The 25,355-nt window shown below is 70.8% G+C and carries 26 protein-coding genes; 5 read left to right on the top strand and 21 right to left on the bottom strand.

The annotated features are described in order from the left end of the window. Positions 1 to 2: 2 nt before the first annotated feature. Positions 3 to 587: a bifunctional pyr operon transcriptional regulator/uracil phosphoribosyltransferase PyrR gene (gene pyrR, locus ACFYVL_RS25565; RefSeq protein WP_389248597.1), complete on the bottom strand. Its 585-nt coding sequence runs from the start codon at positions 585 to 587 to the stop codon at positions 3 to 5. A 206-nt stretch (positions 588 to 793) separates the two neighbouring features. On the opposite strand from pyrR, the gene bldD reads away from it, so the two are divergent. Then, positions 794 to 1,294: a transcriptional regulator BldD gene (gene bldD, locus ACFYVL_RS25560; RefSeq protein ID WP_185030598.1), complete on the top strand. Its 501-nt coding sequence runs from the start codon at positions 794 to 796 to the stop codon at positions 1,292 to 1,294. Positions 1,295 to 1,515: 221 nt separating this feature from the next. On the opposite strand, the gene nusB is transcribed toward bldD, so the two are convergent. The 18 genes from nusB to ACFYVL_RS25470 all read right to left on the bottom strand — a co-directional run bounded on the left by nusB (position 1,516) and on the right by ACFYVL_RS25470 (position 18,884). Then, positions 1,516 to 1,950, bottom strand: coding sequence for a transcription antitermination factor NusB (nusB, locus tag ACFYVL_RS25555; protein WP_389248595.1), 435 nt, complete (start codon positions 1,948 to 1,950; stop codon positions 1,516 to 1,518). Between the two features lie 2 nt (positions 1,951 to 1,952). Continuing rightward, positions 1,953 to 2,519, bottom strand: a complete 567-nt coding sequence (gene efp / locus ACFYVL_RS25550; protein ID WP_389248593.1) for an elongation factor P — start codon at positions 2,517 to 2,519, stop codon at positions 1,953 to 1,955. A 49-nt stretch (positions 2,520 to 2,568) separates the two neighbouring features. Continuing rightward, positions 2,569 to 3,684: an aminopeptidase P family protein gene (locus ACFYVL_RS25545; protein ID WP_389248591.1), complete on the bottom strand. Its 1,116-nt coding sequence runs from the start codon at positions 3,682 to 3,684 to the stop codon at positions 2,569 to 2,571. Positions 3,685 to 3,750: 66 nt separating this feature from the next. Further along, complete coding sequence (locus ACFYVL_RS25540; RefSeq protein WP_389248589.1) at positions 3,751 to 4,692, bottom strand: AAA family ATPase; 942 nt, start codon at positions 4,690 to 4,692, stop codon at positions 3,751 to 3,753. 188 nt (positions 4,693 to 4,880) lie between these two features. Then, complete coding sequence (locus ACFYVL_RS25535) at positions 4,881 to 5,327, bottom strand: type II 3-dehydroquinate dehydratase (protein WP_389248755.1); 447 nt, start codon at positions 5,325 to 5,327, stop codon at positions 4,881 to 4,883. 5 nt (positions 5,328 to 5,332) lie between these two features. Continuing rightward, positions 5,333 to 6,436: a 3-dehydroquinate synthase gene (gene aroB / locus ACFYVL_RS25530; RefSeq protein ID WP_389248587.1), complete on the bottom strand. Its 1,104-nt coding sequence runs from the start codon at positions 6,434 to 6,436 to the stop codon at positions 5,333 to 5,335. Beyond that, on the bottom strand, positions 6,433 to 6,915 hold the full coding sequence (locus ACFYVL_RS25525; RefSeq protein WP_389248753.1) for a shikimate kinase: 483 nt from the start codon (positions 6,913 to 6,915) through the stop codon (positions 6,433 to 6,435). Before ACFYVL_RS25525 ends, aroB begins: the two co-directional genes overlap by 4 nt. Before the next feature lie 41 nt (positions 6,916 to 6,956). Beyond that, the gene (gene aroC, locus ACFYVL_RS25520; RefSeq protein ID WP_389248585.1) at positions 6,957 to 8,141 is read right to left on the bottom strand and encodes a chorismate synthase; all 1,185 of its coding nucleotides are present in this window, start codon (positions 8,139 to 8,141) and stop codon (positions 6,957 to 6,959) included. Between the two features lie 171 nt (positions 8,142 to 8,312). Continuing rightward, positions 8,313 to 9,155 (bottom strand): shikimate dehydrogenase, encoded by an 843-nt coding sequence (locus ACFYVL_RS25515; protein ID WP_389248583.1) that lies wholly within the window; start codon positions 9,153 to 9,155, stop codon positions 8,313 to 8,315. Continuing rightward, on the bottom strand, positions 9,133 to 10,923 hold the full coding sequence (gene mltG, locus ACFYVL_RS25510) for an endolytic transglycosylase MltG (RefSeq protein WP_389248581.1): 1,791 nt from the start codon (positions 10,921 to 10,923) through the stop codon (positions 9,133 to 9,135). The genes ACFYVL_RS25515 and mltG overlap by 23 nt, the downstream gene beginning before the upstream one ends. A gap of 123 nt (positions 10,924 to 11,046) precedes the next feature. Next, positions 11,047 to 11,511: a Holliday junction resolvase RuvX gene (ruvX, locus tag ACFYVL_RS25505; protein WP_389248579.1), complete on the bottom strand. Its 465-nt coding sequence runs from the start codon at positions 11,509 to 11,511 to the stop codon at positions 11,047 to 11,049. Then, complete coding sequence (gene alaS / locus ACFYVL_RS25500; protein WP_389248577.1) at positions 11,511 to 14,180, bottom strand: alanine--tRNA ligase; 2,670 nt, start codon at positions 14,178 to 14,180, stop codon at positions 11,511 to 11,513. The genes ruvX and alaS overlap by 1 nt, the downstream gene beginning before the upstream one ends. Next, positions 14,180 to 14,536 (bottom strand): DUF6167 family protein, encoded by a 357-nt coding sequence (locus ACFYVL_RS25495; RefSeq protein ID WP_389248575.1) that lies wholly within the window; start codon positions 14,534 to 14,536, stop codon positions 14,180 to 14,182. The genes alaS and ACFYVL_RS25495 overlap by 1 nt, the downstream gene beginning before the upstream one ends. A 7-nt stretch (positions 14,537 to 14,543) precedes the next feature. Then, complete coding sequence (locus tag ACFYVL_RS25490; protein WP_389248751.1) at positions 14,544 to 14,984, bottom strand: DUF948 domain-containing protein; 441 nt, start codon at positions 14,982 to 14,984, stop codon at positions 14,544 to 14,546. 200 nt (positions 14,985 to 15,184) lie between these two features. Further along, a complete protein-coding gene (gene rpsD, locus ACFYVL_RS25485; RefSeq protein ID WP_345224933.1) occupies positions 15,185 to 15,799 on the bottom strand; it encodes a 30S ribosomal protein S4 in 615 nt (204 codons plus the stop codon). A gap of 322 nt (positions 15,800 to 16,121) precedes the next feature. After that, positions 16,122 to 16,805, bottom strand: a complete 684-nt coding sequence (locus ACFYVL_RS25480) for a DUF1524 domain-containing protein (RefSeq protein ID WP_389248573.1) — start codon at positions 16,803 to 16,805, stop codon at positions 16,122 to 16,124. 24 nt (positions 16,806 to 16,829) lie between these two features. Next, a complete protein-coding gene (locus tag ACFYVL_RS25475) occupies positions 16,830 to 18,182 on the bottom strand; it encodes a replication-associated recombination protein A (protein WP_389248571.1) in 1,353 nt (450 codons plus the stop codon). Between the two features lie 63 nt (positions 18,183 to 18,245). Further along, positions 18,246 to 18,884 (bottom strand): vitamin K epoxide reductase family protein, encoded by a 639-nt coding sequence (locus ACFYVL_RS25470; RefSeq protein WP_389248569.1) that lies wholly within the window; start codon positions 18,882 to 18,884, stop codon positions 18,246 to 18,248. A 148-nt stretch (positions 18,885 to 19,032) separates the two neighbouring features. Here ACFYVL_RS25470 and ACFYVL_RS25465 point away from each other — a divergent pair, with 148 nt between their 5' ends. Together ACFYVL_RS25465 and ACFYVL_RS25460 are read left to right on the top strand one after the other, a co-directional pair. Continuing rightward, positions 19,033 to 19,971, top strand: a complete 939-nt coding sequence (locus tag ACFYVL_RS25465) for an ABC transporter ATP-binding protein (protein WP_389248567.1) — start codon at positions 19,033 to 19,035, stop codon at positions 19,969 to 19,971. Next, the gene (locus ACFYVL_RS25460; protein WP_389248565.1) at positions 19,968 to 20,810 is read left to right on the top strand and encodes an ABC transporter permease; all 843 of its coding nucleotides are present in this window, start codon (positions 19,968 to 19,970) and stop codon (positions 20,808 to 20,810) included. Before ACFYVL_RS25465 ends, ACFYVL_RS25460 begins: the two co-directional genes overlap by 4 nt. Before the next feature lie 164 nt (positions 20,811 to 20,974). Here the strand turns inward: ACFYVL_RS25460 and hisS are convergent, their stop codons facing one another. Together hisS and ACFYVL_RS25450 are read right to left on the bottom strand one after the other, a co-directional pair. After that, complete coding sequence (gene hisS / locus ACFYVL_RS25455; RefSeq protein ID WP_389248563.1) at positions 20,975 to 22,237, bottom strand: histidine--tRNA ligase; 1,263 nt, start codon at positions 22,235 to 22,237, stop codon at positions 20,975 to 20,977. 10 nt (positions 22,238 to 22,247) lie between these two features. Further along, positions 22,248 to 22,943, bottom strand: a complete 696-nt coding sequence (locus ACFYVL_RS25450; RefSeq protein ID WP_389248561.1) for an MBL fold metallo-hydrolase — start codon at positions 22,941 to 22,943, stop codon at positions 22,248 to 22,250. A 177-nt stretch (positions 22,944 to 23,120) separates the two neighbouring features. Between ACFYVL_RS25450 and ACFYVL_RS25445 the strand changes: the two genes are divergently transcribed. Then, positions 23,121 to 23,927: a peptidylprolyl isomerase gene (locus tag ACFYVL_RS25445; RefSeq protein WP_389248559.1), complete on the top strand. Its 807-nt coding sequence runs from the start codon at positions 23,121 to 23,123 to the stop codon at positions 23,925 to 23,927. Positions 23,928 to 24,086: 159 nt separating this feature from the next. Next, positions 24,087 to 25,316 carry a DUF349 domain-containing protein gene (locus tag ACFYVL_RS25440; RefSeq protein ID WP_389248557.1) on the top strand — a complete coding sequence of 410 codons (1,230 nt, stop codon included), beginning with the start codon at positions 24,087 to 24,089 and terminating at the stop codon, positions 25,314 to 25,316. Positions 25,317 to 25,355: the final 39 nt, after the last annotated feature.

Here is a 25,355-nt window from a genome sequence, read left to right as displayed (position 1 = left end):
GGCTACTTGTCGGCCGGAGTGGTCTGCTTGACACCGAGCAGCACGGTGTCGCGACCGTCCTCCTCGGCGAGCTGGACCTTGACCGTCTCCCGCAGCGACGTGGGGAGGTTCTTGCCGACGTAGTCGGCGCGGATCGGGAGTTCGCGGTGGCCACGGTCGACGAGGACCGCGAGCTGGACGGCGCGCGGGCGGCCGAGGTCGCCGAGGGCGTCCAGGGCGGCGCGGATGGTGCGGCCGGAGAAGAGCACGTCGTCGACGAGTACGACCAGTCGGCCGTCGAGCCCGTCACCGGGGATCTCGGTGCGGGCGAGGGCACGCGCGGGGCGCATCCGCAGGTCGTCGCGGTACATGGTGATGTCGAGGGAGCCGACCGGCACGGGGCGGCCGGTGATCTCTTCGAGCTTGGCGGCGAGCCGGCGGGCGAGGAAGACACCGCGGGTCGGGATGCCGAGGAGTACGACGTCGTCGGCGCCCTTGGCGCGCTCGACGATCTCGTGCGCGATACGGGTCAGCACCCGGGCGATGTCGGGGCCTTCGAGAACGGGCCGGGCATCGGGAGCGGCGGGGCCGGTATTGCTGGTGTCCATGTGAAACGGACCTCCTTCTCCGCCTCACGGGACGGTTCTTAAAGGACGTCGGATGTGCGTGTTCCACGGTACCAGGGGCCTCGGACCCCTTCTCCCCCAGGGCTCCCACCCGTTCGGCTTGACGCATCCAAGTAACGCTGCGTAACCTCACAGTGAGTTACCAGCCACGCGGCGGAGCCGCAATGTTCCAGCGTCCGGGGAGCTTTATGTCCAGCGAATACGCCAAGCAGCTCGGGGCCAAGCTCCGCGCGATCCGCACCCAGCAGGGCCTTTCCCTCCACGGTGTCGAGGAGAAGTCCCAGGGCCGCTGGAAGGCGGTCGTGGTGGGTTCGTACGAGCGCGGCGACCGCGCCGTGACCGTGCAGCGCCTCGCCGAGCTGGCGGACTTCTACGGGGTCCCCGTCCAGGAGCTCCTGCCCGGTACGACGCCGGGCGGTGCCGCCGAGCCGCCGCCGAAGCTGCGTCTCGACCTGGAGCGTCTCGCGCACGTTCCCGCGGAGAAGGCCGGCCCGCTCCAGCGGTACGCGGCCACCATCCAGTCGCAGCGCGGCGACTACAACGGCAAGGTGCTGTCGATCCGTCAGGACGACCTGCGCACCCTGGCCGTGATCTACGACCAGTCGCCCTCGGTCCTGACCGAACAGCTCATCAGCTGGGGTGTCCTGGACGCGGACGCGCGTCGCGCGGTGGGCCACGAAGAGGTCTGATCCGCACCTCTCGCGCCTTGCACCGCAAGAGCAGAAACGTCCCGCCGGGGGCGGTTCGGGCAGCTTCCGCCCGTACCGCCCCCGGCGGTTTTTCGTGCCCGCGCTTCCCTGGCCGAAATTCGCCCCCGCACGGTGCCCGCCGCGGTACGCGAAAGGGCCCGCAGCACGGAATCCGTGCTGCGGGCCCTTTCGACAGCGGAAGTCCCGCCCGTTCGTCGGCGTCAGCCGTCGGTCCGGCGGAGATTCGGCTTCAGGTCCTTGAAGCGGCCGAGCAGGCCGTTCACGAAGGACGGCGAATCGTCGGTGGAGAACTCCTTGGCGAGCTGGACCGCCTCGTCGATCACCACCGCGTCCGGGGTCCCGTCCACCCACACCAGCTCGTACGTACCGAGCCGGACGATGTTGCGGTCCACGACCGGCATCCGGTCGAGGTCCCAGCCCTCGGCATAGGTCGCGATGAGCTCGTCGATCCGGGCCGCGTGCTGCGCATAGCCCTCGACGAGTTCCATCGTGTATTCGGTCACCGGCGGCTGGCGCTCGTCGCTCCGCGAGTGCCGGACCCAGTCCGCGAGGACATTCTGCACGGACGTACCGCGCTGATCGGCCTCGAAGAGGATCTGGAACGCGCGCTTGCGGGCGTTGTTGCGGGCGGCCACGGTTAGCTGTTCACCCGGCCGAGGTAGTCGCTCGTGCGGGTGTCGACCTTGATCTTCTCGCCGGTCGTGATGAACAGCGGAACCTGGATCTGGTGGCCGGTCTCCAGGGTGGCGGGCTTGGTGCCACCGGTGGAGCGGTCGCCCTGGACACCCGGCTCGGTCTCCTGGATGGTCAGCTCGACGGCGGCCGGGAGCTCGACGTAGAGCACCTCGCCCTCGTGCTGCGCGACGGAGGCGGTGAAGCCCTCGATCAGGAAGTTGGCGGCGTTGCCGACGGACTTGCGGTCGACCATCAGCTGGTCGTACGTGTCCATGTCCATGAAGACGAAGTACTCGCCGTCCATGTACGAGAACTGCATGTCGCGACGGTCGATGGTGGCCGTGTCGACCTTCGTGCCCGCGTTGAAGGTCTTGTCGACGACCTTGCCGGACATCACGCTCTTGAGCTTGGTGCGCACGAAGGCAGGGCCCTTGCCGGGCTTGACGTGCTGGAACTCGACGACGGACCAGAGCTGGCCTCCGTCGAGCTTGAGCACCATGCCGTTCTTGAGGTCGTTCGTGGAAGCCACGGTTGCGGAATCTCCTGGACTGATGGAACGACCGAAGGAGCCGGCTCGGCTAGAGCGCGAGCAGTTCCTTGGTCGTGATGGTGAGTAGCTCGGGTCCGCCGTCCGCCTCGGGGCGCACGACGAGCGTGTCATCGATCCGGACTCCGCCCCGGCCCGGGAGGTGAACCCCCGGTTCGACGGTGACCGGCACACAAGCGTCCAGTTTACCCATGGCTGATGGTGCCAACTGCGGGTCCTCCACGATTTCGAGCCCCACACCGTGCCCGGTGGCCGCCGGAAGGGCCTCCTGGAACCCCGCGGCCTCCAGCGGCTGGCGGGCCGCGCGGTCCGCCTCGCGGTACTCGACACCGGGCGCGAGCGCCTCCCGGCCCGCCCGCTGGGCGGCGAACACCAGGTCGTACAGGTCGATCTGCCAGTCGGCGGGCGCGGTGCCGATGACGAAGGTGCGGCCGATCTCGCAGCGGTAGCCGCGGTAGTCGGCGCCGAGGCAGACGGAGAGGAAATCGCCCTCCTCGACCCGGCGGTCGGTCGGCCGGTGGCCGCCGCGGCCCGAGTTCGGTCCGGTGGCCACCGAGGTCGCGAAGCCGGGGGCGTCCGCGCCGTGGTCGACCAGCCGGCGTTCGAGTTCCAGGGCGAGATGGCGTTCGGTGCGGCCGACCAGGATGGATTCGAGGAGTTCGCCGAGCGCCTGGTCGGTGATCTCGGCGGCGGTGCGCAGACAGGAGAGTTCCTCCTGGTCCTTGACGATCCGCTGCTGTTCGACGGCGGAACCCAGTTCGGCCAGCCGCAGCCGGGGCGCCACCGAGCCGAGCGCCCGGTAGCGGGCGACGGTCAGATGGTGCTCCTCGACGGCCAGCGAGTGAGCCCCGGCCGCCCCCGCGAGTCCCGCGGCGGCGACCGCGGCGTCCGCGCCGGGGGTCGGCAGCAGCTGGATCCGCAGGGCTTCGTCGGGACGGCCCTCGACGGGCATGCCCTCGGGGGTGCGCGGGCACAGCAGGACGTCGTCGTCGGGCCCGCCGGGGCCGAGGAGGACGACGGCACCGGCCGGGGCGCTGCCCGCGAGGTAGCGGACGTTGGCGGGCCGGGAGACGAGGACGGCGTCGCTGCCCGCGGCTGCCGCCCGGTCGCGCAGCCGCACGCGGCGGATTCCATGGGCTTCGGACATGCCCCGAGCGTAGGTACGGGGGTGGGGGCGCGCCGTTTCTGCGCGTCCGACCGGGTTCCGCGCGGCCTACCAGGTGGGCGGGCTCGCCATCGCCCTGGCCAGGGTCTCGTCGAGCAGCTGCGCGGTGGTGGCGACGTCGTACTGCGAGTTGTCGATGATGGGCAGGCCCGAGCCGTACCAGCCGGCCATCCGGCCGTGGATGCGTGCCACTTCCTCGTCGCTGAGGCGCCTGTTGCCGCTGCGCTTGGCGTTGCGCTCCAGGACGATCTCCAGGCCCGGCAGCAGGACGACGGGCAGCAGCCCCGGGCCGACGTGCCGCTTCCAGCCGCCGAGCCCGACGACCGGCCGGTCGGGGAAGACGGCGTCGTCGACGATGCAGGAGATGTTGTTGGCGAGGAAGTTGCGGGCGGCGAAGCCGCAGGTGCGGCGGGCGAGGCGGTACTGGGCCTCGGAGTGGTCGTTCCAGCCGGCCTGCGGGTCGGCGAAGCCGGAGCAGACCCACTCGCGGACGTCGTCGAGGCTGATGTGCGCGGTGGGCACCCTGCGGTGCGCGGCCCAGTACTTGGCCACCGTGGTCTTGCCCGCCCCGGCGGGGCCTATCAGCAGCACGGCGAGGGTGGTGTTCCCGGTGTGCGCGGGTGCGGCGGCCGTGGGCGGCGCGGGCAGCGGTACGGGGCCGCCGGGCGGCAGCTGGATGTGGCCGGTGGTGTCACGGGCGCCCGGCGGCACGGGCGCGTGCTGCGGCTGCGGGGCGCCGGGGGCCCCGGGGCCGTTGCCCGGACCCGGCCCGTGCGGTGTGAAGCCGGTGGCGGGGGGCTGCTGCACGTGCGGCTGCGGGGCAGGCGGCTGGGGTGCCTGCGGGTGCGGTGGGGGCGCGTGCGGCGCCTGGTGCTGGGCCGGGGGTCCCGCGGGCGGGAGCGGAGGGCCCTGCGGGTGCGGGGCCGCGCTCGCCCAGACCTGGCCGGGTCCGTGGGGAGGTGGCAGCGGAGCCCCCACTACGTGCTGCATCCGGTGCCACTCCGTCTCGTACAGGCGACTGTTGCCGGGCCTTGCGGTCCACCGGAAGCGGTGGACCGATCGTGTTGATGCTGACCCGCGAGGGCCCACTCGAACCCTCGCACGGTACCGCCTCCGCCCGTTCACCTGACGAACGGACGGAGGCGATATTAAATGCCCTGCCCTGAGAGACGGTCGTTTCAGGCGTCGCGTTGCTCGGCGAGCGCACGAAGCGCCAGCAGGTAGGAGCCGATGCCGAAGCCGGCGATGGTGCCGCTGGCGACGGCGGCCACCACCGAGGTGTGCCGGAATTCCTCCCGGGTGTACGGATTCGAGATGTGCACCTCGATCAGCGGCGCGGTGCGCTGGGCCGCCGCGTCCCGCATTCCGTACGAGTAGTGCGTGAAGGCGCCCGGGTTGAGCACGACCGGAATCGATCCGTCCGCGGCTTCGTGCAGCCAGCGGATCAGCTCGCCCTCGTCGTTGGTCTCGCGCACCTCGACGTCGAACCCGAGCTCCTTGCCGAGCTCCCCGCAGGCCTCCACCAGCCCCGCGTACGAGGTGGCCCCGTACACGTCGGGCTCGCGGGAGCCGAGCCGCCCGAGGTTGGGCCCGTTGAGGACGAACACCCGGTTCGTGCCGCTCACGCCGCTCACGACGCGATCTCCGCGTGCGCCGCCAGCAGCATCGCCGGGTCGGGGCCCTCCAGGACGATCGGCTTGCCCAGCCCGTCCAGGACGATGAACCGCAGCAGGTCCCCGCGCGACTTCTTGTCGACCTTCATGTTCTCGACCAGCTTGGGCCACTGGTCGCCCCGGTAGGTGAGCGGCAGCCCGACCGACTCCAGGATCGCCCGGTGCCGGTCGGCGGTCGCGTCGTCCAGGCGTCCGGCGATCCGGCCGAGTTCGGCGGCGAAGACCATGCCGACCGAGACGGCCGCGCCGTGCCGCCAGTTGTAGCGCTCGTTCTTCTCGATGGCGTGGCCCAGGGTGTGGCCGTAGTTGAGGATCTCCCGGCGTCCGGCCTCCTTGAGGTCGCCGGACACCACCTCCGCCTTCACCCGGATGGAACGCTCGATCAGCTCGGCGGTGTGCGGACCCGCGGGCGTGCGCGCCGCTTCCGGGTCCTCCTCGATCAGGTCGAGGATCACCGGGTCGACGATGAAGCCGGCCTTGATGATCTCCGCGAGCCCCGACACGTAGTCGTTGACCGGCAGCGAGTCCAGCGCCGCCAGGTCGCACAGCACCCCGGCGGGCGGGTGGAAGGCGCCGACGAGGTTCTTGCCCTCGGCGGTGTTGATGCCGGTCTTGCCGCCGACGGCCGCGTCGACCATGCCGAGCACGGTCGTCGGCACGGCGATCCACCGCACCCCGCGCAGCCAGGTCGCCGCGACGAAGCCCGCGAGGTCCGTGGTGGCTCCTCCGCCGACGCCGACGATCACGTCGGTGCGGGTGAAGTTGGTCTGCCCGAGCGCCTTCCAGCAGTACGCCGCGACCTCGACGGTCTTGGACTCCTCGGCGTTGGGCAGCTGGATCGCGATGACCTCGTAGCCCTGGTCCGCGAGGTCCGCGCGCAGCGCCTCACCGGTCTCGGCGAGCGCCTCGGGGTGCAGTACGGCGACCCGCTTGGCCTTCTTCCCGATCAGCCCGGGAAGCTCGCCCAGCAACTGCCGCCCCACCAGCACGTCGTACGCCTCGGTGCCGTCCGTGCCGCCGACGGTGATCCGCGTCGGTGCTGCCTCTGCCTGCTCCGTCATGCGTCCTTCAACTCCAGTGCGTCCAGGACCGCCTGGGCGACCTCTTCGGGGGTGCGGCCGTCGGTGGCGACGACCACCCGGGCGACCTCGGTGTACAGGGTGCGGCGGGCCTCCATCAGCTCGCGCCACTGCTTGCGCGGGTTGACGGCGAGCAGCGGACGGGCCTGATTGAGCCCGGTGCGCCTCACCGCCTCCTCGACGTCCATCGACAGATAGACGACCGGGTGCGCGGAGAGCAGCTCCCGGGTCGACCCGTCGAGGATCGCCCCGCCGCCGAGCGCGAGCACCCCCGTGTGCTCGGCGACGGCCGCACGCACGGCCTCGCGCTCCAGCTCACGGAAGTACTGCTCGCCCTCGTCGACGAAGATGTCGGCGATCTCCCGGCCCTGGGCGGCGACGATGTCTGCGTCGGTGTCCCGGTGCGGGACGCCGAGGCGCGTCGCGAGCAGCGCGCCGACGGTGGTCTTGCCGACCCCCATCGGCCCGACCAGAACGACCTTCGGCCCGTGCGTCGTGCCGGTCACCGGATCTGGAGGTTGTCGAGGTACGACTGCACGTTGCGCCGCGTCTCGCCCACGCTGTCCCCGCCGAACTTCTCGGCGACCGCGTCCGCCAGCACCAGCGCGACCATCGCCTCCGCGACGATGCCGGCCGCCGGAACGGCACAGACATCGGAGCGCTGGTGGTGCGCGGCGGCCTCTTCGCCGGTGGTCACGTCGATGGTCTTCAGCGCGCGCGGCACGGTCGCGATGGGCTTCATCGCGGCCCGTACGCGCAGCAGCTCACCGGTGGACATGCCGCCCTCGGTGCCGCCGGCCCGGCCGGTCGTGCGCTTCACGCCGTCCGCGGTCGGCACGATCTCGTCGTGCGCCTTGGAGCCCGGCACCCGTGCCAGGTCGAAGCCGTCGCCGACCTCGACGCCCTTGATGGCCTGGATGCCCATGAGGGCGCCCGCGAGCCGTGAGTCGAGGCGGCGGTCCCAGTGGGTGAAGGAGCCGAGGCCGACGGGCACGTTGTACGCGAGGACCTCGACGACGCCGCCGAGGGTGTCGCCGTCCTTGTGGGCCTGGTCGATCTCCGCGACCATCGCCTTCGACGCGTCGGCGTCCAGGCAGCGCACCGGGTCCTCGTCGAGCTTCGCCTCGTCGGAGGGCTTGGGCACGACACCGTACGGGGCCTTCGCCGCCGCCAGCTCCACCACGTGCGAGACGATCTCGATGCCGGTGGTCTGCTTCAGGTACGACCGGGCGACCGTGCCCAGCGCGACCCGCGCCGCGGTCTCCCGGGCACTCGCCCGCTCCAGCACCGGGCGCGCCTCGTCCAGGGCGTACTTCTGCATGCCCGCGAGGTCGGCGTGGCCGGGGCGGGGGCGGGTCAGCGGCGCGTTGCGCGCCAGCTTGGCCAGCTCCTCGGGGTCCACGGGGTCGGCCGACATGACCTGTTCCCACTTGGGCCACTCGGTGTTGCCGACCATGACCGCGACGGGGCCGCCCATGGTGAGGCCGTGCCGTACGCCGCCGAGGAAGGTGACCTCGTCCTTCTCGAACTTCATCCGGGCGCCGCGCCCATAGCCGAGCCGTCGCCTGGCCAGCGCGTCCGCCACCATCTCCGTGGTGATCGGCACGCCGGCGGGAAGGCCCTCCAGCGTCGCGACGAGTGCGGGTCCGTGGGATTCTCCCGCGGTCAGCCAGCGCAACCTGCTCAACGATGCTCCTCATGCTCGCGCCCGGAACTGCTACGACGCAGCCCGGATGCGCGGCCCGGACCCGCCGCCCACGATCCTCCCACGTTCGGTGCTCCGCCTTGGCCACAGGTCCAGCACTCGGACCGGCCGCCCACCCCGTGGACGGCCGCCGGACGGCCCCGCCCGTGCCTTTCAGTGGCCGGAAAGAGCCCGTTCGCCCGCCGCCCGCATGACGGCGAGCGGCGCCTCGGGCACCCCGGTCATCTGCTCGACCTGGAGCACCGCCTGGTGGACGAGGAGGTCGAGTCCTCCGACCACCGCTCCCCCGCGCGCCGCCCAGGCGCCCGCGAGCGCTGTCGGCCAGGGCTCGTACAGCACGTCGAAGAGCGTCCCGACAGCCTCGGGCACGTCGGCCGCGAGGGCGTCCGTGGTCCCGGCCGGGGTGGTGGCGATCACCAGTGGCGCGGCGAAGGCCTCCCGCGCGTCCGCCCAGTCGGCGGTCCGCACGTCCACGCCGAGCCGCTCGCCCCAGGTCCGCATCTCGTCAGCGCGCGCCGCGCTGCGCACGTACGCGGTGACCGGTCCGGCACAGATCCTGGCCAGCGCGGCCAGTGCGGAGGAGGCCGTGGCACCGGCCCCGAGGACGGCGGCCGAGGCGACCTTCTCCACTCCGCGCTCGCGCAGGGCGGAGACCATCCCGGGGATGTCGGTGTTGTCGCCGAGCCGCCGGCCGTCCTCGGTGAGGACGACGGTGTTGACCGCCTCCACCGAGGACGCCGTCTCGCTGATCCCGTCGAGCAGCGGGATGACCGCGCGCTTGAGCGGCATGGTGAGCGAGAGCCCCGCCCACTCCTCGCCCAGCTCCCGCACGAACCCGGGCAGCCGGTCCTCGTCGACCTCGAAGCGGTCGTAGGACCATTCGTCGAGGCCGAGCTCCGCGTAGGCGGCCCGGTGCAGGACCGGGGAGAGCGAGTGGGCGATGGGCTTGCCGAGGACGGCGGCCCGCCGCCTCTCAGCGGCCCTTCTGGCTGGCATTGAACTTTTCCTTCAGCTTGAGGAACTCGTCGTGCGTCTTGGCGAACTCGGTCTTGCTCTTGCCGTCGGTCGCCACGAAGTAGAGCCAGCCGTCGCTCGTCGGCTTCATCACCGCGGACAGAGCGTCGTCGCTGGGGTTGTTGATGGGGCCGGGCGGCAGACCTGTGTGCGTGTAGGTGTTGTACGGGTCCTTGTCCTTCTTGACCGCGTCCTCGCCAATGTTGATGTTGCTCTGGCCCTTGGCGTAGTTGTAGGTCGAGTCGAACTGGAGCCTGCCCACGGTCTGGGGGTTGTACTTGAGGCGGTTGTAGACGACCTCGGCCATCTTGCGGTAGTCGTCGTGCGTCTTGCCCTCGGCCTCGACCAGGCTTGCCGCGATGAGCAGCTCGAAGGGCTTGAGCTTCAGCTTCGCTGCCTCGCCCGTGATGTTCTGCGCTTCGTAGTGGGAGGTGGCCTGCGAGACCATCTTCTTGAGGGCGTCCTCGGGCTTCGTCCCCTTGGCGATCGAGTAGCTGCCCGGGTAGAGGAAGCCTTCCAGCCTGTCCTTGGTCTCCGGGTTGTTGGGCACCCAGGCGGGCAGACCGAGGTCCTTCTGCTTGTCCTTGGCGATCTTCTTGGTCGTTCCGGCCGCGAGACCGAGGCGTTTGTCGAGGTCGTCGTAGACCCTGGCGTTGCGGAAGCCCGGATTGAGGCTGTAGTTGTCCCGGCTCTTCGGGTCCATCATCAGCGCCAGCGCCGCCTTGGCGGACATCTCCTTCTTCATGGTGTAGACGCCCACCTGAATGGAGTTGGCCTTCTTCTTGTCCTTGGCGAGTTCCGTCGTGAACGCGTCGACGCTCTTGACCACGCCGGCCTTCTTGAGCGAATTGGCGATCTCGTTGCCGCCGGCGCCCTTCTTGACCTCGATCTGGACGGAACCGGCGCCCTCGCCGGCGAAGTCCTCCGCCGGGCCGAACCGATCCTGCCAGAACGAGTAGCCGAAGTAGCCGACCGTACCGAGTCCCCCGGCGATGACCAGTGAAACCACCAGACAGGCACAGCCGTTGCGGTTCTTCTTCTTGCCCTTGCCCGGCTTGCCGCCCTTGCCGCGGCGGGAGTCGCGCGGGTCGTCGTCCTCGTCGTCCGCCTCGTCGCGGGACGGGCCGCGGCCGTTGTCGGTGCCCGTGAAGAAGGGGTGCTCCTCCTCCACCGGGGCGTCCGGGTCCCAGTCGGTGGTGGGCTCGGGCGGTGCCTGCCGCTGGTTCGGGGGCTGCGGCGGGGGGTACGCCTCGGGGCCGCCGTAGTAGTCGTGGCCGCCGGTGTCGTAGTTCGGCTGCTGCCCGCTGTACGGGTCGGCCGGGTTCATGCCGTACGGGATCGCCTGGCCCTGGCCGGTGTCCCAGTTCTCCTGGTAGCCCTGGGGGCCCTGCTGGCCGTAACCCTGCTGGCCCTGGGCGCCCTGGTGGCCGTAACCCTGCTGACCCTGGTGGCTCTGCTGGCCGTAGTCCTGCTGGCCCTGCTGCCCGTACCCCTGCTGCTGCGGGTAGGACTGCGGGTGCTGTTGCTGCTGGGGATACTGCTGACCGTCGTAGTACGGCTGCTGGGGCCGGCCCGTCTGCGGATGCGGATACGGCTGCTGCGCGTGGCCGCCGCCGTACGTGTCCTGACCGTACTGCGGCTGGCCGTGCGCGGCCTGCTGTCCGCCCCACCCCTGGTCACCGCGGTCCCCGTACAACGGGTCCTCTGGGTGCCACGGTTCGGAGCCCTGACCCCGGCCATACTCAGTCATCGGTCCCCTAGAGCCGCTGGGCGGCGGGTCCGGCGCGCGTGGGGCACGGCGTCCGTCCCGCCTCTTTTCCTGTGCGGCAGCTGTTCGAACGCCGCCACGGCGCGGAACGTTACCGTATCGCGATCAGACAACCACTTCGACGCCTTCGCCAGGGAGCTCTCCCGACACCCGTTCGGACTCAAGCGCGTTCTGAAGAATGACAATCGCGGCGGCCTGATCGATGACAGACCGGCCCTTTTTGGACTTCACGCCCGAGGCGCGCAGCCCTTGACTGGCCGTCACTGTGGTCATCCTCTCGTCGACGAGTCGAACGCCGACGGGGGCGATGCCCCGGGCCAGCTCCTGGGCGAAGGCCCGGACCTTGGCCGCGGCCGGCCCCTCGCCCCCGTTGAGGGAGCGAGGGAGGCCGACCACCACTTCGAGGGGTTCGTACTCCTCGACCAGCTGCTTCAGCCGCCGGTGGGCGGCCGGGACGTCACGTCCCGGCACGGTCTCCACCGGGGTGGCGAGGACCCCGTCGGGGTCGCACGAGGCGACCCCGATCCGGGCGTCCCCGACGTCGATCGCGAGCCGGCGTCCGCGTCGCATCAGGCCGTTTCCCCGACCATGCGCTCGACGGCGTCGATGGCGTCGCCGATGGCCTCGACGCTCTGGCCGCCGCCCTGGGCGACGTCCGGCTTGCCGCCGCCGCCCCCGCCGAGGGTCTTGGCGGCGGTGCGCACCAAGTCGCCCGCCTTCAGGCCGCGCTGACGGGCCGTCTCATTGGTGGCGATGACGGTCAGCGGGCGGCCGTTGGCCGTGGTGAACAGGGCCACCACGGCGGCCCGGTCGCCCTGGATGCGGCCGCGCACGTCGAGAACGAGCTTGCGCAGGTCGTCGGCCGACGTGCCGTCGGGCACCTGGCCGGTGACCAGCGCGACGCCCTTGACGTCCTTGGCTCCGGCGACGAGTCCGGCGGCGGCCGCGAGCACCTTCTCCGCGCGGAACTTCTCGATCTCCTTCTCGGCGTCCTTCAGCTTGCCGAGCATCGAGGAGATCTTCTCCGGGAGCTCCTCGGGACGGCCCTTGACCAGCTCCTGGAGCTGGGCGACGACCGTGTGCTCACGGGCCAGGAACTTGTACGCGTCGACGCCGACCAGGGCCTCGATGCGGCGCACGCCCGAGCCGATGGAGGACTCGCCGAGCAGCTTCACCAGACCCAGCTGGGCGGTGTTGTGCACGTGCGTGCCGCCGCACAGCTCCTTGGAGAAGTCGCCGATGGTGACCACGCGGACCCGCTCGCCGTACTTCTCGCCGAACTCGGCGATGGCGCCCTGCTTCTTGGCCTCGTCGATCGACATGACCTCGGCGTGGACGTCCATCTCGTGCGACAGGACCTCGTTGATCCGCTGCTCGACGTCGGTGAGGACGGCGCCGGGGACGGCGGCCGGGGAGCCGAAGTCGAAGCGGAAGCGGCCGGGCTGGTTCTCCGAGCCGGCCTGGGCGGCCGTCGGGCCGAGCGCGTCGCGCAGCGCCTGGTGGGTGAGGTGGGTGGCGCTGTGGGCACGGGCGATGGCGTTGCGGCGGTGCACGTCGATGACGGCCTGGGCCGGAGCGCCGACGGTGACCTCGCCGACCTGGACGACGCCCTTGTGGACGTAGACGCCCGGGACGGGCTTCTGGCAGTCGCGGATCTCGACCACGGCGCCGTTGTCCAGCTTGATGCGGCCGGTGTCGCCGATCTGGCCGCCGCCCTCGGCGTAGAACGGGGTGCGGTCCAGGACGATCTCCACGTCGTCGCCCTCGGTGGCGGCCGGGGAGGGCACGCCGTCCACGAGGATGCCGACCACGCGGGACTCACCGGTGGTGGAGGTGTAGCCGATGAAGTCGGTCTCACCGGCGGCGTCCGCGATCTCGCGGTAGCCGGACATGTCGGCGTGGCCGTGCTTCTTGGCCTGGGCGTCGGCCTTGGCGCGGTCCCGCTGCTCCTTCATCAGGCGGCGGAAGCCGTCCTCGTCCACGGACAGGCCCTGCTCCGCGGCCATCTCCAGGGTGAGGTCGATCGGGAAGCCCCAGGTGTCGTGGAGCAGGAACGCCTTGTCGCCGGAGAGGACCTGGCCGCCGGCGGCCTTGGTCTCGGTGACGGCGGTGTCCAGGATGTTGGTGCCGCCCTTGAGGGCCTTGAGGAAGGCGGCCTCCTCGGCGAGGGCGACGCCCAGGATGCGCTGGCGGTCGGTGATCAGCTCCGGGTACTGCTGGCCCATCGTGTCGATGACCGTGTCGACGAGCTCCTGGGCGACCGTGCCCTTGGCGCCGAGCAGGCGCATGTTGCGGATGGCGCGGCGCATGATGCGGCGCAGCACGTAGCCGCGGCCCTCGTTGCCGGGGGTGACGCCGTCGCCGATGAGCATGACGGAGGTGCGCATGTGGTCGGCGACCACGCGCATCGAGACGTCGGAAGTGTGGTTGTCGCCGTAGCGGACGCCGGTCAGCTCGGTGGCGGTGTCCATGACCACGCGCAGGGTGTCGGTCTCGTACATGTTCTGTACGCCCTGGAGGATCATGGCGAGGCGCTCCAGGCCGAGGCCCGTGTCGATGTTCTTCGACGGGAGCTCGCCGAGGATCTCGAAGTCCTCCTTGCCGGTGCCGGCGCCGCGCTCGAACTGCATGAAGACCAGGTTCCAGATCTCCACGTAGCGCTCGTCGTTGACGGCCGGACCGCCCTCGACGCCGAACTCGGGACCGCGGTCGTAGTTGATCTCCGAGCAGGGGCCGCAGGGTCCGGGGACGCCCATCGACCAGTAGTTGTCCTTCTTGCCCAGGCGCTGGATGCGCTCGGCGGGGACGCCGATCTTCTCGCGCCAGATCTCCTCGGCCTCGTCGTCGTCGAGGTAGACGGTGATCCACAGCCGCTCGGGGTCGAGGCCGTAGCCGCCGTCGGCGACGGACTTCGTCAGGATCTCCCAGGCGAAGCGGATGGCCCCTTCCTTGAAGTAGTCCCCGAAGGAGAAGTTGCCGCACATCTGGAAGAACGTGCCGTGCCGGGTGGTCTTGCCGACCTCTTCGATGTCCGGGGTGCGGACGCACTTCTGGACGCTGGTGGCGCGCTGCCAGGGGGCCTTGACCTCACCGAGGAAGTACGGCTTGAAGGGCACCATGCCGGCCGGGACCAGGAGCAGAGTCGGGTCGTCCGCGATGAGCGACGCCGAAGGGACAACGGTGTGACCGCGCTCCTCGAAGAAGCTCAGCCAGCGGCGACGAATTTCTGCCGACTCCATCAGTGGTCCTCATTCCGGTTGTACGAATTCCCGTGGGATGACGGGGAGTTGGTGGTGTGGTACGAAGGCTTGGACTGGTCGATCGCCGCAGCGTAGCGCTGCGGCGGGAGCGCTCGCGCGTCGTCGGGCGCCGCCTCCAGGCCGAGCGCGTCGCCGAGTTCGGCCTCGCGCTGGACCATGCCGGCCCGGACGTCGAGCGCGAAGTCCTTGAGCCGGTGGCCCGCTTCGACCGCCTTGTCGGCCGCCTGGGCCGCGAGGCTCTCGGGGGTCAGCGCCTTGAGCTTGCGGTTGACCTTGCTGGTGGCCCACACGCCGGCGGCTGCGCCTGCGGTGAACCAGAACGTACGGCGGAACATCGCTGCGTCAGTCCTTAGATCCGCGGGAACCCCGGCCGCCCCGCCTCGTCCGCCGTGCGGAGGGCAGCGTCCGGCCGACGATCACGGTACGGCGGTCCGGAGCCGGCGGCTCCGGGTTCTTCTTGCGGCCGATCGCCTGGCGCACTCCGTATCCGAAGGCGGCCACCTTGACCAGCGGGCCACCGAAGGTGGAGGCGACGGTGGAGGAGAGCGCGGAGGCGTTGGAGGTGACTTCCTGCACGTCGGAGGCGATCGCGTCGACCCGGTCCAGCTGGGTCTGCGCGGACCGTACGGTCGCGGAGGCGTCGGACAGCAGCGGTACCGCCTGCTCCGTCACCTCGGCCACCATCCGGGTCGTCGCCCTGAGCGTCTGTGCCAGCCTCACCAGAACCACGGCGAGGAAGGAGACCAGAATCGCCCAGAAGACGGCCACCAGAATGCCGGCCACCTCTCCACCGGACACGTTGCACTCCCTGCATGGGGTCGGGAATTGTGGTCGAAAAGTCGTCCCGTGAGCCTATCGCGCCGGGGCTCTCGCCCCGTAACGCATATCGCGCGCCCGGGAACGCGCAAACCCGCCGCTTCCCGCCTCACGAGGAGGCGGGAAGACGACGGGCAGTGCACGCAAGTGCGGAGGACTACGCCGAATCAGCGGGCGTAGTACTCGACGACCAGCTGCTCGTCGCAGATGACCGGGATTTCCTTGCGGTTCGGGTCACGGTCCAGGCGGAAGGCCAGGGCCTTCAGGTTGACCTGGAGGTAGCGCGGGGTCTCGCCCTCCGTGTCGTAGCCACCCTCGCGGGCGACCTGGAAGGGGACCTTCTCGCGGCTGCGCTCGCGGACCATCACGACGTCGTCGGGACGGACGCGGAACGACGGCTTGTCGACCTTGCCGCCGTTGACCTCGATGTGGCCGTGGACGACCATCTGGCGGGCCTGGTAGATGGTGCGGGCGATGCCCGAACGCAGGACCAGGGCGTCGAGGCGACGCTCGAGCTCGACGACCAGCGCCTCGCCCGTCTTGCCCTCGGCCTTCTTGGCGCGGTCGTAGGCACGCGCCATCTGGCGCTCGCTGATGTCGTACTGGGCGCGCAGACGCTGCTTCTCGAGCAGACGGACCTTGTAGTCCGAGTTCTGCTTGCGGCCACGGCCGTGCTCGCCCGGCGGGTAGGGGCGCGACTCGAAGTACTTGACGGCCTTCGGCGTCAGCGCAATGCCGAGCGCGCGGCTCTTCTTGACCTTGGGGCGGGACTGGTTCGGCACGAACCAACCTCTCTATCTGTTCGGAATACGGCTTCACCAGGGTTAAGGGAGGTCGCATCCGCAGCCGGGGAAACCCCTCCATCGCTGGACGGGCAGCCGCTCCCTGGTCTGGGCACTATGTGCAGCACGCGAACAACCCACCAATCCGCGAGGATGGTGGGCTGCCCGCGACACCTTCGACGGTGCGCGACGCTCCTGGAACACCCCTGAGGGGGTTCCGGCTGGATGTCCCGTTCTGGTGGTGCCGGTACGGGTACCGGACACGGGACGCAGCGCTTCGGTCGATTGTACTAGGCCGGACGGGATGGTGCGGACCCGGCCGTCAGGGGCACGTGGCCAGCATCTCCTGGAGCGCGGCCCTCTCCGGCGGCGTCACGCTCAGCGCGTACTTCACCTTGATGCCGGTCCAGCGCCGGGCGTACTCGCACCAGTACGCCCGGCGCGGCTTCCACTTGTCGGGGGTCCGGCTGCCCTTGTCCTGGTTGGCCTGCTTGTCGACGGCGAGCAGCACGTCGAGGTCGTTGGCGTACGCGAGGCGCCGCTGCGGGGTCCAGCCCCAGGCCCCGGCCCGCCAGGCCGCGCCGAGGGGGACGACGTGATCGGTCTGGATCTGCGAGGCCCTGCGGTAGGTGTACGGCAGGTCCTTGCCGGTGTACGGGTCGTGGAGCACCCCGGAGCGCGGCACGCACGCGTCGCGGTCGCCCCGTTCGCGCACGGTCAGGTCCCGGCTGAGGACGTCGTCGCGGGTGTCGCAGCCGTTGCGTCCGCCCGGGGCGTCGGTCTCGTCCGACCAGCCCTCGCCGAACTCGGCGCGCCGGTAGGTCTCCCAGTTGCGGCCCCACGCGACGGTCAGACCGCCCAGCCGGGCGCGGGCGTCGGCGGCGGTGGGCGGGAAGCCGGGGCTGGTGAAGGGCACCGGGCTCGGCTTCTCCGGGGGCGTCTGCGCGTGGTGGCAGCCGGTCAGCGCGGCGAGGGCGAGGAGCGGCACCAGTGGTCTGGGGACCATGGTCAGGAGCCTAGGCCCCGGCGGTCAGCCCTGCCCGTTCAACCGCTCGCGCACCTTCTCCACCACGTCCGCGTAGCGTGCCTCCGCGCCGTAGCGGGTGGGGGTGTAGTACTGCCGGCCGCGCACCTCGTCCGGGGCGTACTGCTGGGCGGCGATACCGCCGGGCACGTCGTGCGGGTAGACGTAGCCCTGCGCGTGGCCGAGCTTGGCGGCGCCCTGGTAGTGGCCGTCGCGCAGGTGAGCGGGGACCGCTCCGGCCAGGCCGCCCCGTACGTCCGCCCGCGCGGCGGAGATCGCGAGGGTGGCGGTGTTCGACTTGGGGGCGAGGGCGAGGGCGATCGTGGCGTGGCTGAGGGTGAGGGCGGCCTCGGGGAAGCCGATCATGGCGACGGCCTGGGCGGCGGCGACCGCGAGGGGCAGGGCGTTCGGGTCGGCGAGGCCGATGTCCTCGCTGGCCGAGATCATCAGCCGCCGGGCGATGAACCGGGGGTCCTCCCCCGCCTCGATCATGCGCGCCAGGTAGTGCAGGGCCGCGTCCACGTCGGAGCCGCGGATGGACTTGATGAGGGCGCTGGCCACGTCGTAGTGCTGGTCGCCGTCGCGGTCGTACTTCACGGCGGCCCGGTCGACGGTCTCCTCGACGGTCTCCAGGGTGATCTCCGCGTCGCCCTTGGAGAGGGCCGCTCCGGCCGCCGCCTCCAGGGCGGTGAGCGCGCGCCGGGCGTCGCCGCCCGCGATGCGCAGCAGGTGGTCCTCGGCGTCCTCGGGCAGGGTCAGGGCGCCGCCCAGGCCGCGCTCCTCGGTGAGTGCCCGGCGGACCAGTCCGCGCAGGTCCTCGTCGGTGAGGGATTCCAGGGTGAGGAGCAGGGAGCGGGAGAGCAGCGGCGAGATGACCGAGAAGTACGGGTTCTCGGTGGTCGCCGCGATGAGCGTCACCCAGCGGTTCTCGACCGCGGGCAGCAGGGAGTCCTGCTGGGCCTTGCTGAAGCGGTGGATCTCGTCGAGGAAGAGGACGGTCTCCTTGCCGTAGCCGCCGGAGGCGCGGCGGGCGCCGTCGATGACCGCCCGTACCTCCTTGACTCCCGCGGTGATCGCGGAGAGTTCGACGAACCGCTTCTGCGTCGCCTGGCTGACGACGTACGCCAGTGTCGTCTTCCCGATGCCCGGCGGGCCCCACAGGATGACGGACGAGGGGCCGGCCGGTCCGCCGCCGCCCTCCCCCACCAGGCGGCGCAACGGCGAGCCCGGCTTGAGGAGGTGCTGCTGTCCGAAGACCTCGTCCAGGGTGCGCGGACGCATCCGGACGGCCAGGGGGCTGCTGGACGGGTCACTCGCCTGGCGTTCTTCTGCGGCTGCGGTAAAAAGATCGGGCTCCACACCCAGCAGCCTAGAGGAGGGGTCCGACAACGCCCCCGTCACCTCGGCCGGACCCCGGTGGACTCAGCTGGTCCAGAAGTTCCACCAGTTCGTCAGGATCAGGATGCCGATGGCGCCGATCCACAGCACCGGCGGCACCCAGTGGAACTCGACGAGCCCGTTGCGCAGGGCGCGCGGCGCCGGCAGGACGCGGTGCTTGAGGTTGTGGATCGTGACGTAGCAGAACATCACGATGGTGGCGACCCAGGCCAGGCAGCACCACAGGCACAGCGAGCGGATCGTGTAGAGCGACTGGTACTGCAGGTAGGTGCAGAACGCGACGCCGAAGAGGGTGCCGGCGTTCAGTCCGAGCCAGTACCAGCGCTTGTAGCGGGCCCCGGCGAGGAGGGCGACGCCGATGGCGATCACCATCGCGTAGGTGACCAGGCCGAGCATGGGGTTGGGGAAGCCGAAGAACGCCGCCTGGTCGCTCTTCATGATGTTGCCGCAGGCCACGACGGGGTTGAGGCTGCACCCCGGGGTGAAGTTCGGGTCCTCCAGCAGCTTGAACTTGTCGATCGTGATCACCCAGGCGGCGACCAGTCCGGCCGCTCCCGTGAGGATCAGCATCCAGGCGAACGCCCGTCCCGCCCCGATCAGACCCCTGTCGTCGGGCCCCGTCGACGTGTCGCTGGCCCCGCCGTCCACCACTGTCGTCGTCATATCGCCGTTCCGTCGCTGCTCTGGCTTGTGAAGCAGACCTCATTCTGCCGCACCCGCGGGGCGCGGCGCCGTTCGCAGGACATAAGGAGGCAAAGGACGGCTGCACGGACGGAGCGGAAGGGACGGTTCGCGTCCATCCTCAAGGTTCATGACCGAACTCGCGGTACGGGTACAGGGTTTGCGCAAGCGCTACGGGGACGTACGCGCCGTGGACGGCCTCGACCTGGCGATCCGTTACGGAGAGGTGTTCGGGCTGCTCGGTCCGAACGGCGCCGGCAAGAGCACCACGGTCGAGATCCTCCAGGGCCACCGGACCCGGGACTCCGGCGAGGTGGCGGTGCTGGGCGCGGACCCCGGCGGCGCGGACCGCGACTGGCGTTCGAGGGTGGGCATCGTCTGGCAGGACGAATCGGCACCCGCCGAGTTGACGGTGCGCGAGACGGTGGCCCACTTCGCGCACTACTACCCCCGGCCCCGTGACCCCGACGAGGTGATCGCCCTGGTCGGCCTGGAGGAGAAGGCCCGGCACCGGGTGAAGGGGCTGTCCGGCGGGCAGCGGCGGCGGCTGGACGTGGCGCTCGGGGTGATCGGCGGCCCCGATCTGCTGCTCCTCGACGAACCGACGACGGGCTTCGACCCGGCGGCGCGGCGGCAGTTCTGGGAGCTGATCCGGATGCTGGCCGCCGGGGGCACCACGATCGTGCTGACCACGCACTATCTGGAGGAGGCGGAGGCGCTGGCCGACCGGCTGGCGGTGATCGCGGCGGGCCGGGTGGTCGCGGAGGGCGTGCCGGCCCGGCTGCGGGAGGCGTTCGGGACGTACGCGACGGTGGAGTGGCAGGAGCCGGACGGGACCGTGCGCACCGAGCGGACCGGGACGCCGACGCGTGCGGTCGCGGAGCTGATGGGCCGGTTCGACGGTGAGATCCCCGGGCTGCGGATCACCCGCCCCTCCCTGGAGGACGTCTATCTGCGGCTCATCGGCGGTCCGGAGAGCGGGCCTGAAAGCGGGGCTGAGGGTGGTCCGGAGCCGGACGCCCCGGCCGCCGCCTCCGACTCCCCCGACCCGAGGGAGGGAGCACGATGAGCGGTACGACGTCCGAGCGGGCCGCGACCTCGTCCGCCCGCCGTCCGCCCGGTGCCTGGTCGCTCGGGCTGCTGCGCGGCGGGATCGAGCTGAAGCAGTTCTTCCGGGCCCGTGACCAGGTGGTCTTCACCTTCTCGTTCCCGATCGTCTTCCTCGCCCTGTTCGCGTCGATCTTCAGCGACGACGTGGAGGGCGCGGGCATCACCGCCTCGCAGCTGTACGTGCCCGCGATGCTCGCCTCGGGCCTGATGTCGACCAGCTTCCAGTCGCTGGGCATCTCGATCGCCGTCGAACGCGACGAGAAGGTGCTGCGGCGGCTGCGCGGTACGCCGATGCCGCCTGCCGCGTACTTCCTGGGGAAGATCTGGCTCGTCCTGGTCACCGGGATCGCCGAGTCGGCCATTCTGCTGGCCGTGGGCACCACGCTCTTCGACGTCACCCTGCCGTCGGGCGCGGAGTGGCTGACCTTCTGCTGGATCTTCGCGCTGGGGATCACCGGGTGCGCGCTGCTCGGCATCGCGGTGAGCAGTCTGCCGAGGAGCGGCCGGAGCGCGTCGTCGGTGGTGATCCTGCCGTTCCTGCTGCTCCAGTTCGTCTCCGGGGTCTACATCCCGATCGACACGCTGCCGGACTGGATGCTGAGCCTCGGGGCGCTGTTCCCGCTGAAGTGGATGTGCCAGGGCTTCCGGTCGCTGTTCCTGCCGGACTCGGCGGCCGTGCTGGAGCAGGCGGGTGCGTGGGAGCTGGGCCGGGTGGCGCTGGTGCTGGGGGCGTGGTGCGTGGGCGGGCTGGTGCTGTGCCTGCTGACGTTCCGGTGGAAGAGCTCGCGGGACGGGTGAGGGCGGTGGCCGGCGCACCGGGAAGAACGGGGCCGCCGGGAGGGGCCGCAGCGCCGGGAAGGGCCGAAGCCCACGGAAGGGCCGAAGTGCGCGGAAGGGCCGAAGTGTGCGGAAGGGCCCGGAATCAAGGATTCCGGGCCCCTCGTGCGAGGCGTGCTCGCGGATCAGGCCAGCCGGCGCCGGATCTCCGCGACGACCGCGTCCAGGGCGACCGGCTCCTGCTCGCCGGACTCCATGTCCTTGAGCTGGACCTGGCCCTCGGCGAGGTCGCGTTCACCGGCGACGACGACGTAGCGGGCGCCCGAACGGTTGGCGTTCTTCATGGCGCCCTTGAGGCCCTTGCCGCCGAAGGAGAAGTCCGCGGCGACACCGGCCCCGCGCAGTGCGGTGACCGTGCCGAAGAGCACCCGGCGGGCCTCCTCGCCGAGCGGTACCGCGTACACGGCGGTGGTCGACGGGATGTCGAGGGTGACGCCCTCGGCCTCCAGCGCGAGGACCGTGCGGTCCACGCCCAGCGCCCAGCCCACGGACGGCAGCGCGGGGCCGCCGATCATCTCGGACAGGCCGTCGTACCGGCCGCCGCCGCCCACCGCGGACTGCGAGCCGAGTCCGTCGTGGACGAACTCGAAGGTGGTGCGGGTGTAGTAGTCCAGGCCGCGCACCAGCTTCTCGTCGTCCTCGAAGGCGACGCCCGCGGCGGTGACCAGCGCGCGCACCTCCTCGTGGTACGCCTTGCACGCGTCGCACAGGTAGTCGCGCAGCGCCGGGGCGCCGACCAGCTGCTTCTGCACGTCCGCGCGCTTGTCGTCGAGGACCCGCAGCGGGTTGATCTCGGCGCGGCGGACGGTCTCCGCGTCGAGGTCGAGGCCGCGCAGGAAGGACTGGAGGGCCTCCCGGTAGACGGGGCGGCACTCCTTGTCGCCGAGCGAGTTGAGCAGGATGCGGAAGTCCCGGAGTCCGAGCGAGCGGTACGCCTGGTTCGCCAGGATGATCATCTCGGCGTCGAGCGCCGGGTCCTCGGCGCCGATGGCCTCGGCGCCGACCTGTGAGAAGTGGCGGTAGCGGCCCTTCTGCGGGCGCTCGTAGCGGTAGTACGAGCCGGAGTACCAGAGCTTGACGGGCAGGTTGCCGGCCTTGTGGAGGTTGGCCTCCAGGGCGGCGCGCAGTACGGAGGCGGTGCCCTCGGGACGCAGGGCGAGCTCGTCGCCGCCCTTCGTGGTGAGGGTGTACATCTCCTTGGTCACGATGTCGGTGGACTCGCCGACGCCGCGGGCGAACAGCTCGACGTTCTCGAAACCGGGGGTCTCGATGTAGCCGTAGCCGGAGTTCCTCAGCGGCGCGGCGATGGCCTCGCGCACCGCGAGGTAGGTCGCGGACACCGGGGGAAGCAGGTCGTACGTGCCCTTGGGGGCCTGAAAGGTACTCACGGGAGGTAGGTCACATTCCTCGTCGAGGGGCGGGCGCGGCGTCCAGTCCCCGCATGTACGGGTTGGTCGCGCGCTCCTGGCCGATGGTCGTCTGGGGGCCGTGCCCGGACAGCACCACGGTCGGGTCCTCCAGCGGCAGGCACACCCTGGCCAGCGACTTCAGGAGGTCGGCGTGGGAGCCACCGGGAAAGTCGGTGCGTCCGACGGAGCCGGCGAACAGCAGGTCGCCCGAGAAGAGGATCGGCGGAATGTCCGCCGCCTCGGACAGCCCGAAGGTCACCGACCCCTTGGTATGGCCGGGCGCGTGCGACACGGTCAGGTCCAGACCGGCGAGCTTCAGCTCGGCACCGTCGTGCAGCTCCTTGACGTCGTCCGGCTCCCCCACGGTCAGCTCGCCCATGAGCTGCGCGCCCAGGGAGCGGCCGAGGGCCTTCTCCGGGTCGCTCATCATGAAGCGGTCCTCGGGGTGGATCCAGGCGGGCACGTTCTTCGCGCCGCACACGGGGACGACGGAGGCGACGTGGTCGATGTGGCCGTGGGTGAGCACGACGGCGACGGGCTTCAGCCGATGCTTCTTCAGCGTCTCCTCGACACCCTGGGTGGCCTGGTGGCCGGGGTCGATGATGACGCACTCCTCGCCTGCGGCGGGGGCGACCAGGTAGCAGTTGGTCCCCCAGGCCCCGGCGGGGAACCCGGCAATAAGCACGATCGTCCTCTTCGTGGTCGTCCAGTGGGGGGTATGCCTGCGCATTTTCTCTTGCAGGTGCAAGGGAAAGCCTACCGGCGCAGCTCATCGCACAGCTAACCCATATACGGTACGGGCTAACTTGCCCCGGTCGGACAGGCGTCCGGACCGCAGACGACACGTACGAGGAGAACACCGGTGGTCACCAGCGATCAGCGGCGGCGCCAGCTCGCCAGGGAGAAGTTCGAACGCCAGCAGCAGCGGCGGGTGGAGCGGCAGCGCAGGAACCGGCGCCGCACCGCGATCATCGGCGCCGCCCTCGCGGTGGTCGTGGCCGGTACCGCGAGCGCGTGCGCGGCCGGTCTCTTCGACGCGAAGGACGACAAGGGCGGCAAGGTCGCGGGCAGCGCCCCGGACGGCGCGGGCAAGAAGTCCGACCCGTGCAAGGAGCCGGCCCCCGGCGAGGTCGCGAAGCTGTCCTTCGACAAGGAGCCCGCGCTCAGTGTCGACAAGTCGGCGAAGTACCGGATGAAGCTGCAGACCACCTGTGGCGACATCGACCTGGAGCTGGACGCCAAGAACGCGCCCCGCACGGTCAACTCCTTCCAGTTCCTCGCCTCCAAGGGCTACTTCGACCACACGAAGTGCCACCGCCTCACCACCCAGGGCATCTACGTCCTGCAGTGCGGCGACCCCACGGCGGCCGGCACCGGCACCCCCGGCTACAAGCTGCCCGACGAGAACCTGAAGGACGCCAGGATCAAGGGCGGCACCTACCCGGCGGGCACGGTCGCGATGGCCAACGCGGGCCCCGGCACCGGCGGCAGCCAGTTCTTCCTGGTCTACAAGGACAGCCCGCTGGCGGCGAACTACACCCCCTTCGGCACCATCACGGGCGGCCAGGACGTGCTGAAGAAGATCGCTGATGCGGGTGAGTCCAGTGGGCAGGGCGACGGGGCGCCGAACGCCACCGTGGTCATCGACAAGGCGACCGTCGTTAAGTAAACCGGGATGTGCGGGATGCGGACAGCCGCCCCGCACGTCGCCTATGTTGGCGGTGTGCAGGGCGTCTTCGGCCCCGCGATCAGACTGTGGACGTTGAAAAACGTGTGGACGATGCCCGGGGGCCACGAACCCTCGCAGGCATCATGTGGAGGAGGCGCTGTGAGCAGCGACCCGTGGGGCCGCGTCGACGAGACGGGCACCGTGTACGTGCGTACGGCCGAGGGCGAGAAGGTCGTCGGATCCTGGCAGGCGGGCTCTCCCGAGGAGGCCCTGGCCTACTTCGAGCGCAAGTACGAGGGCCTGGTGGTCGAGATCGGCCTCCTCGAAAAGCGGGTGAAGACCACCGACCTGTCGGCCAAGGACGCCCAGACCGCCATCGACCACCTGCGTACGCAGGTCGACGAGCACCACGCGGTCGGTGACCTCGACGCGCTGACGAAGCGGCTGGACGCGCTCGTCACGACGGTCGAGCAGCGCCGCGAGGAGCGCAAGGCCGAGAAGGCCAAGCAGGCCGACGAGGCGAAGGTGGCCAAGGAGAAGCTGGTCGCCGAGGCCGAGGAGCTGGCGCAGAGCGAGCAGTGGCGCTCGGCCGGCGAGCGGCTGCGGGCACTGGTGGACATCTGGAAGGGTCTGCCCCGGCTCGACCGCAAGGCGGACGACGAACTGTGGCACCGGTTCTCGCACGCCCGCTCGGCGTTCTCCAAGCGGCGCAAGGCGCACTTCGCGTCGCTGGACGCGCAGCGCGAGGAGGCCCGCAAGGCCAAGGAGAAGCTGGTCACCGAGGCCGAGTCGCTGTCGAAGTCGACCGACTGGGGCGGTACGGCGGCGCGCTACCGCGACCTGATGACGGAGTGGAAGGCCGCGGGCCGCGCCCAGCGCGAGTTCGAGGACGACCTGTGGAACCGCTTCCGCGGCGCCCAGGACGTCTTCTTCGCCGCCCGCGGCGAGGTCTTCGCCGAGCGGGACGCGGAGCAGGGCGAGAACCTCAAGCTGAAGGAGGAGCTCGCCACCGAGGCCGAGAAGCTGGTGCCGGTGAAGGACCTGAAGAGCGCGCGCGCCGCGTTCCGGGCCCTCAACGAGCGCTGGGAGGCCATCGGCCACGTACCGCGCGACGCACGTCCGAAGGTCGAGGGCCGGATGCAGGCCGTCGAGCGGGCGCTCCAGGAGTCCGAGGAGAACGAGTGGCGGCGGACCAACCCGGAGGCGCGTGCGCGTGCCGCGGGTCTGACCGGCCAGCTCCAGGACGCCGTCGAGAAGCTCCAGAAGCAGATCGACACGGCGCGCGCCGCGGGCAACAACGCCAAGGCGGACAAGCTCGCCCGTGAGCTGGAGGGCCGTCAGGCGCTGCTCGACCAGGCCATGAAGGGCCTGGAGGAGTTCGGCGGCTGATCGCCGGCCGTACGGAACAGGCTTCGCAGCCCGTACGCG

Origin of the sequence: Streptomyces sp. NPDC004111, assembly GCF_042874215.1 — a bacterium.
Taxonomy (GTDB): domain Bacteria; phylum Actinomycetota; class Actinomycetes; order Streptomycetales; family Streptomycetaceae; genus Streptomyces.
The sequence above is the reverse complement of the archived record's forward strand: the minus strand, read 5'-3'. Positions and strand labels throughout refer to the sequence as shown.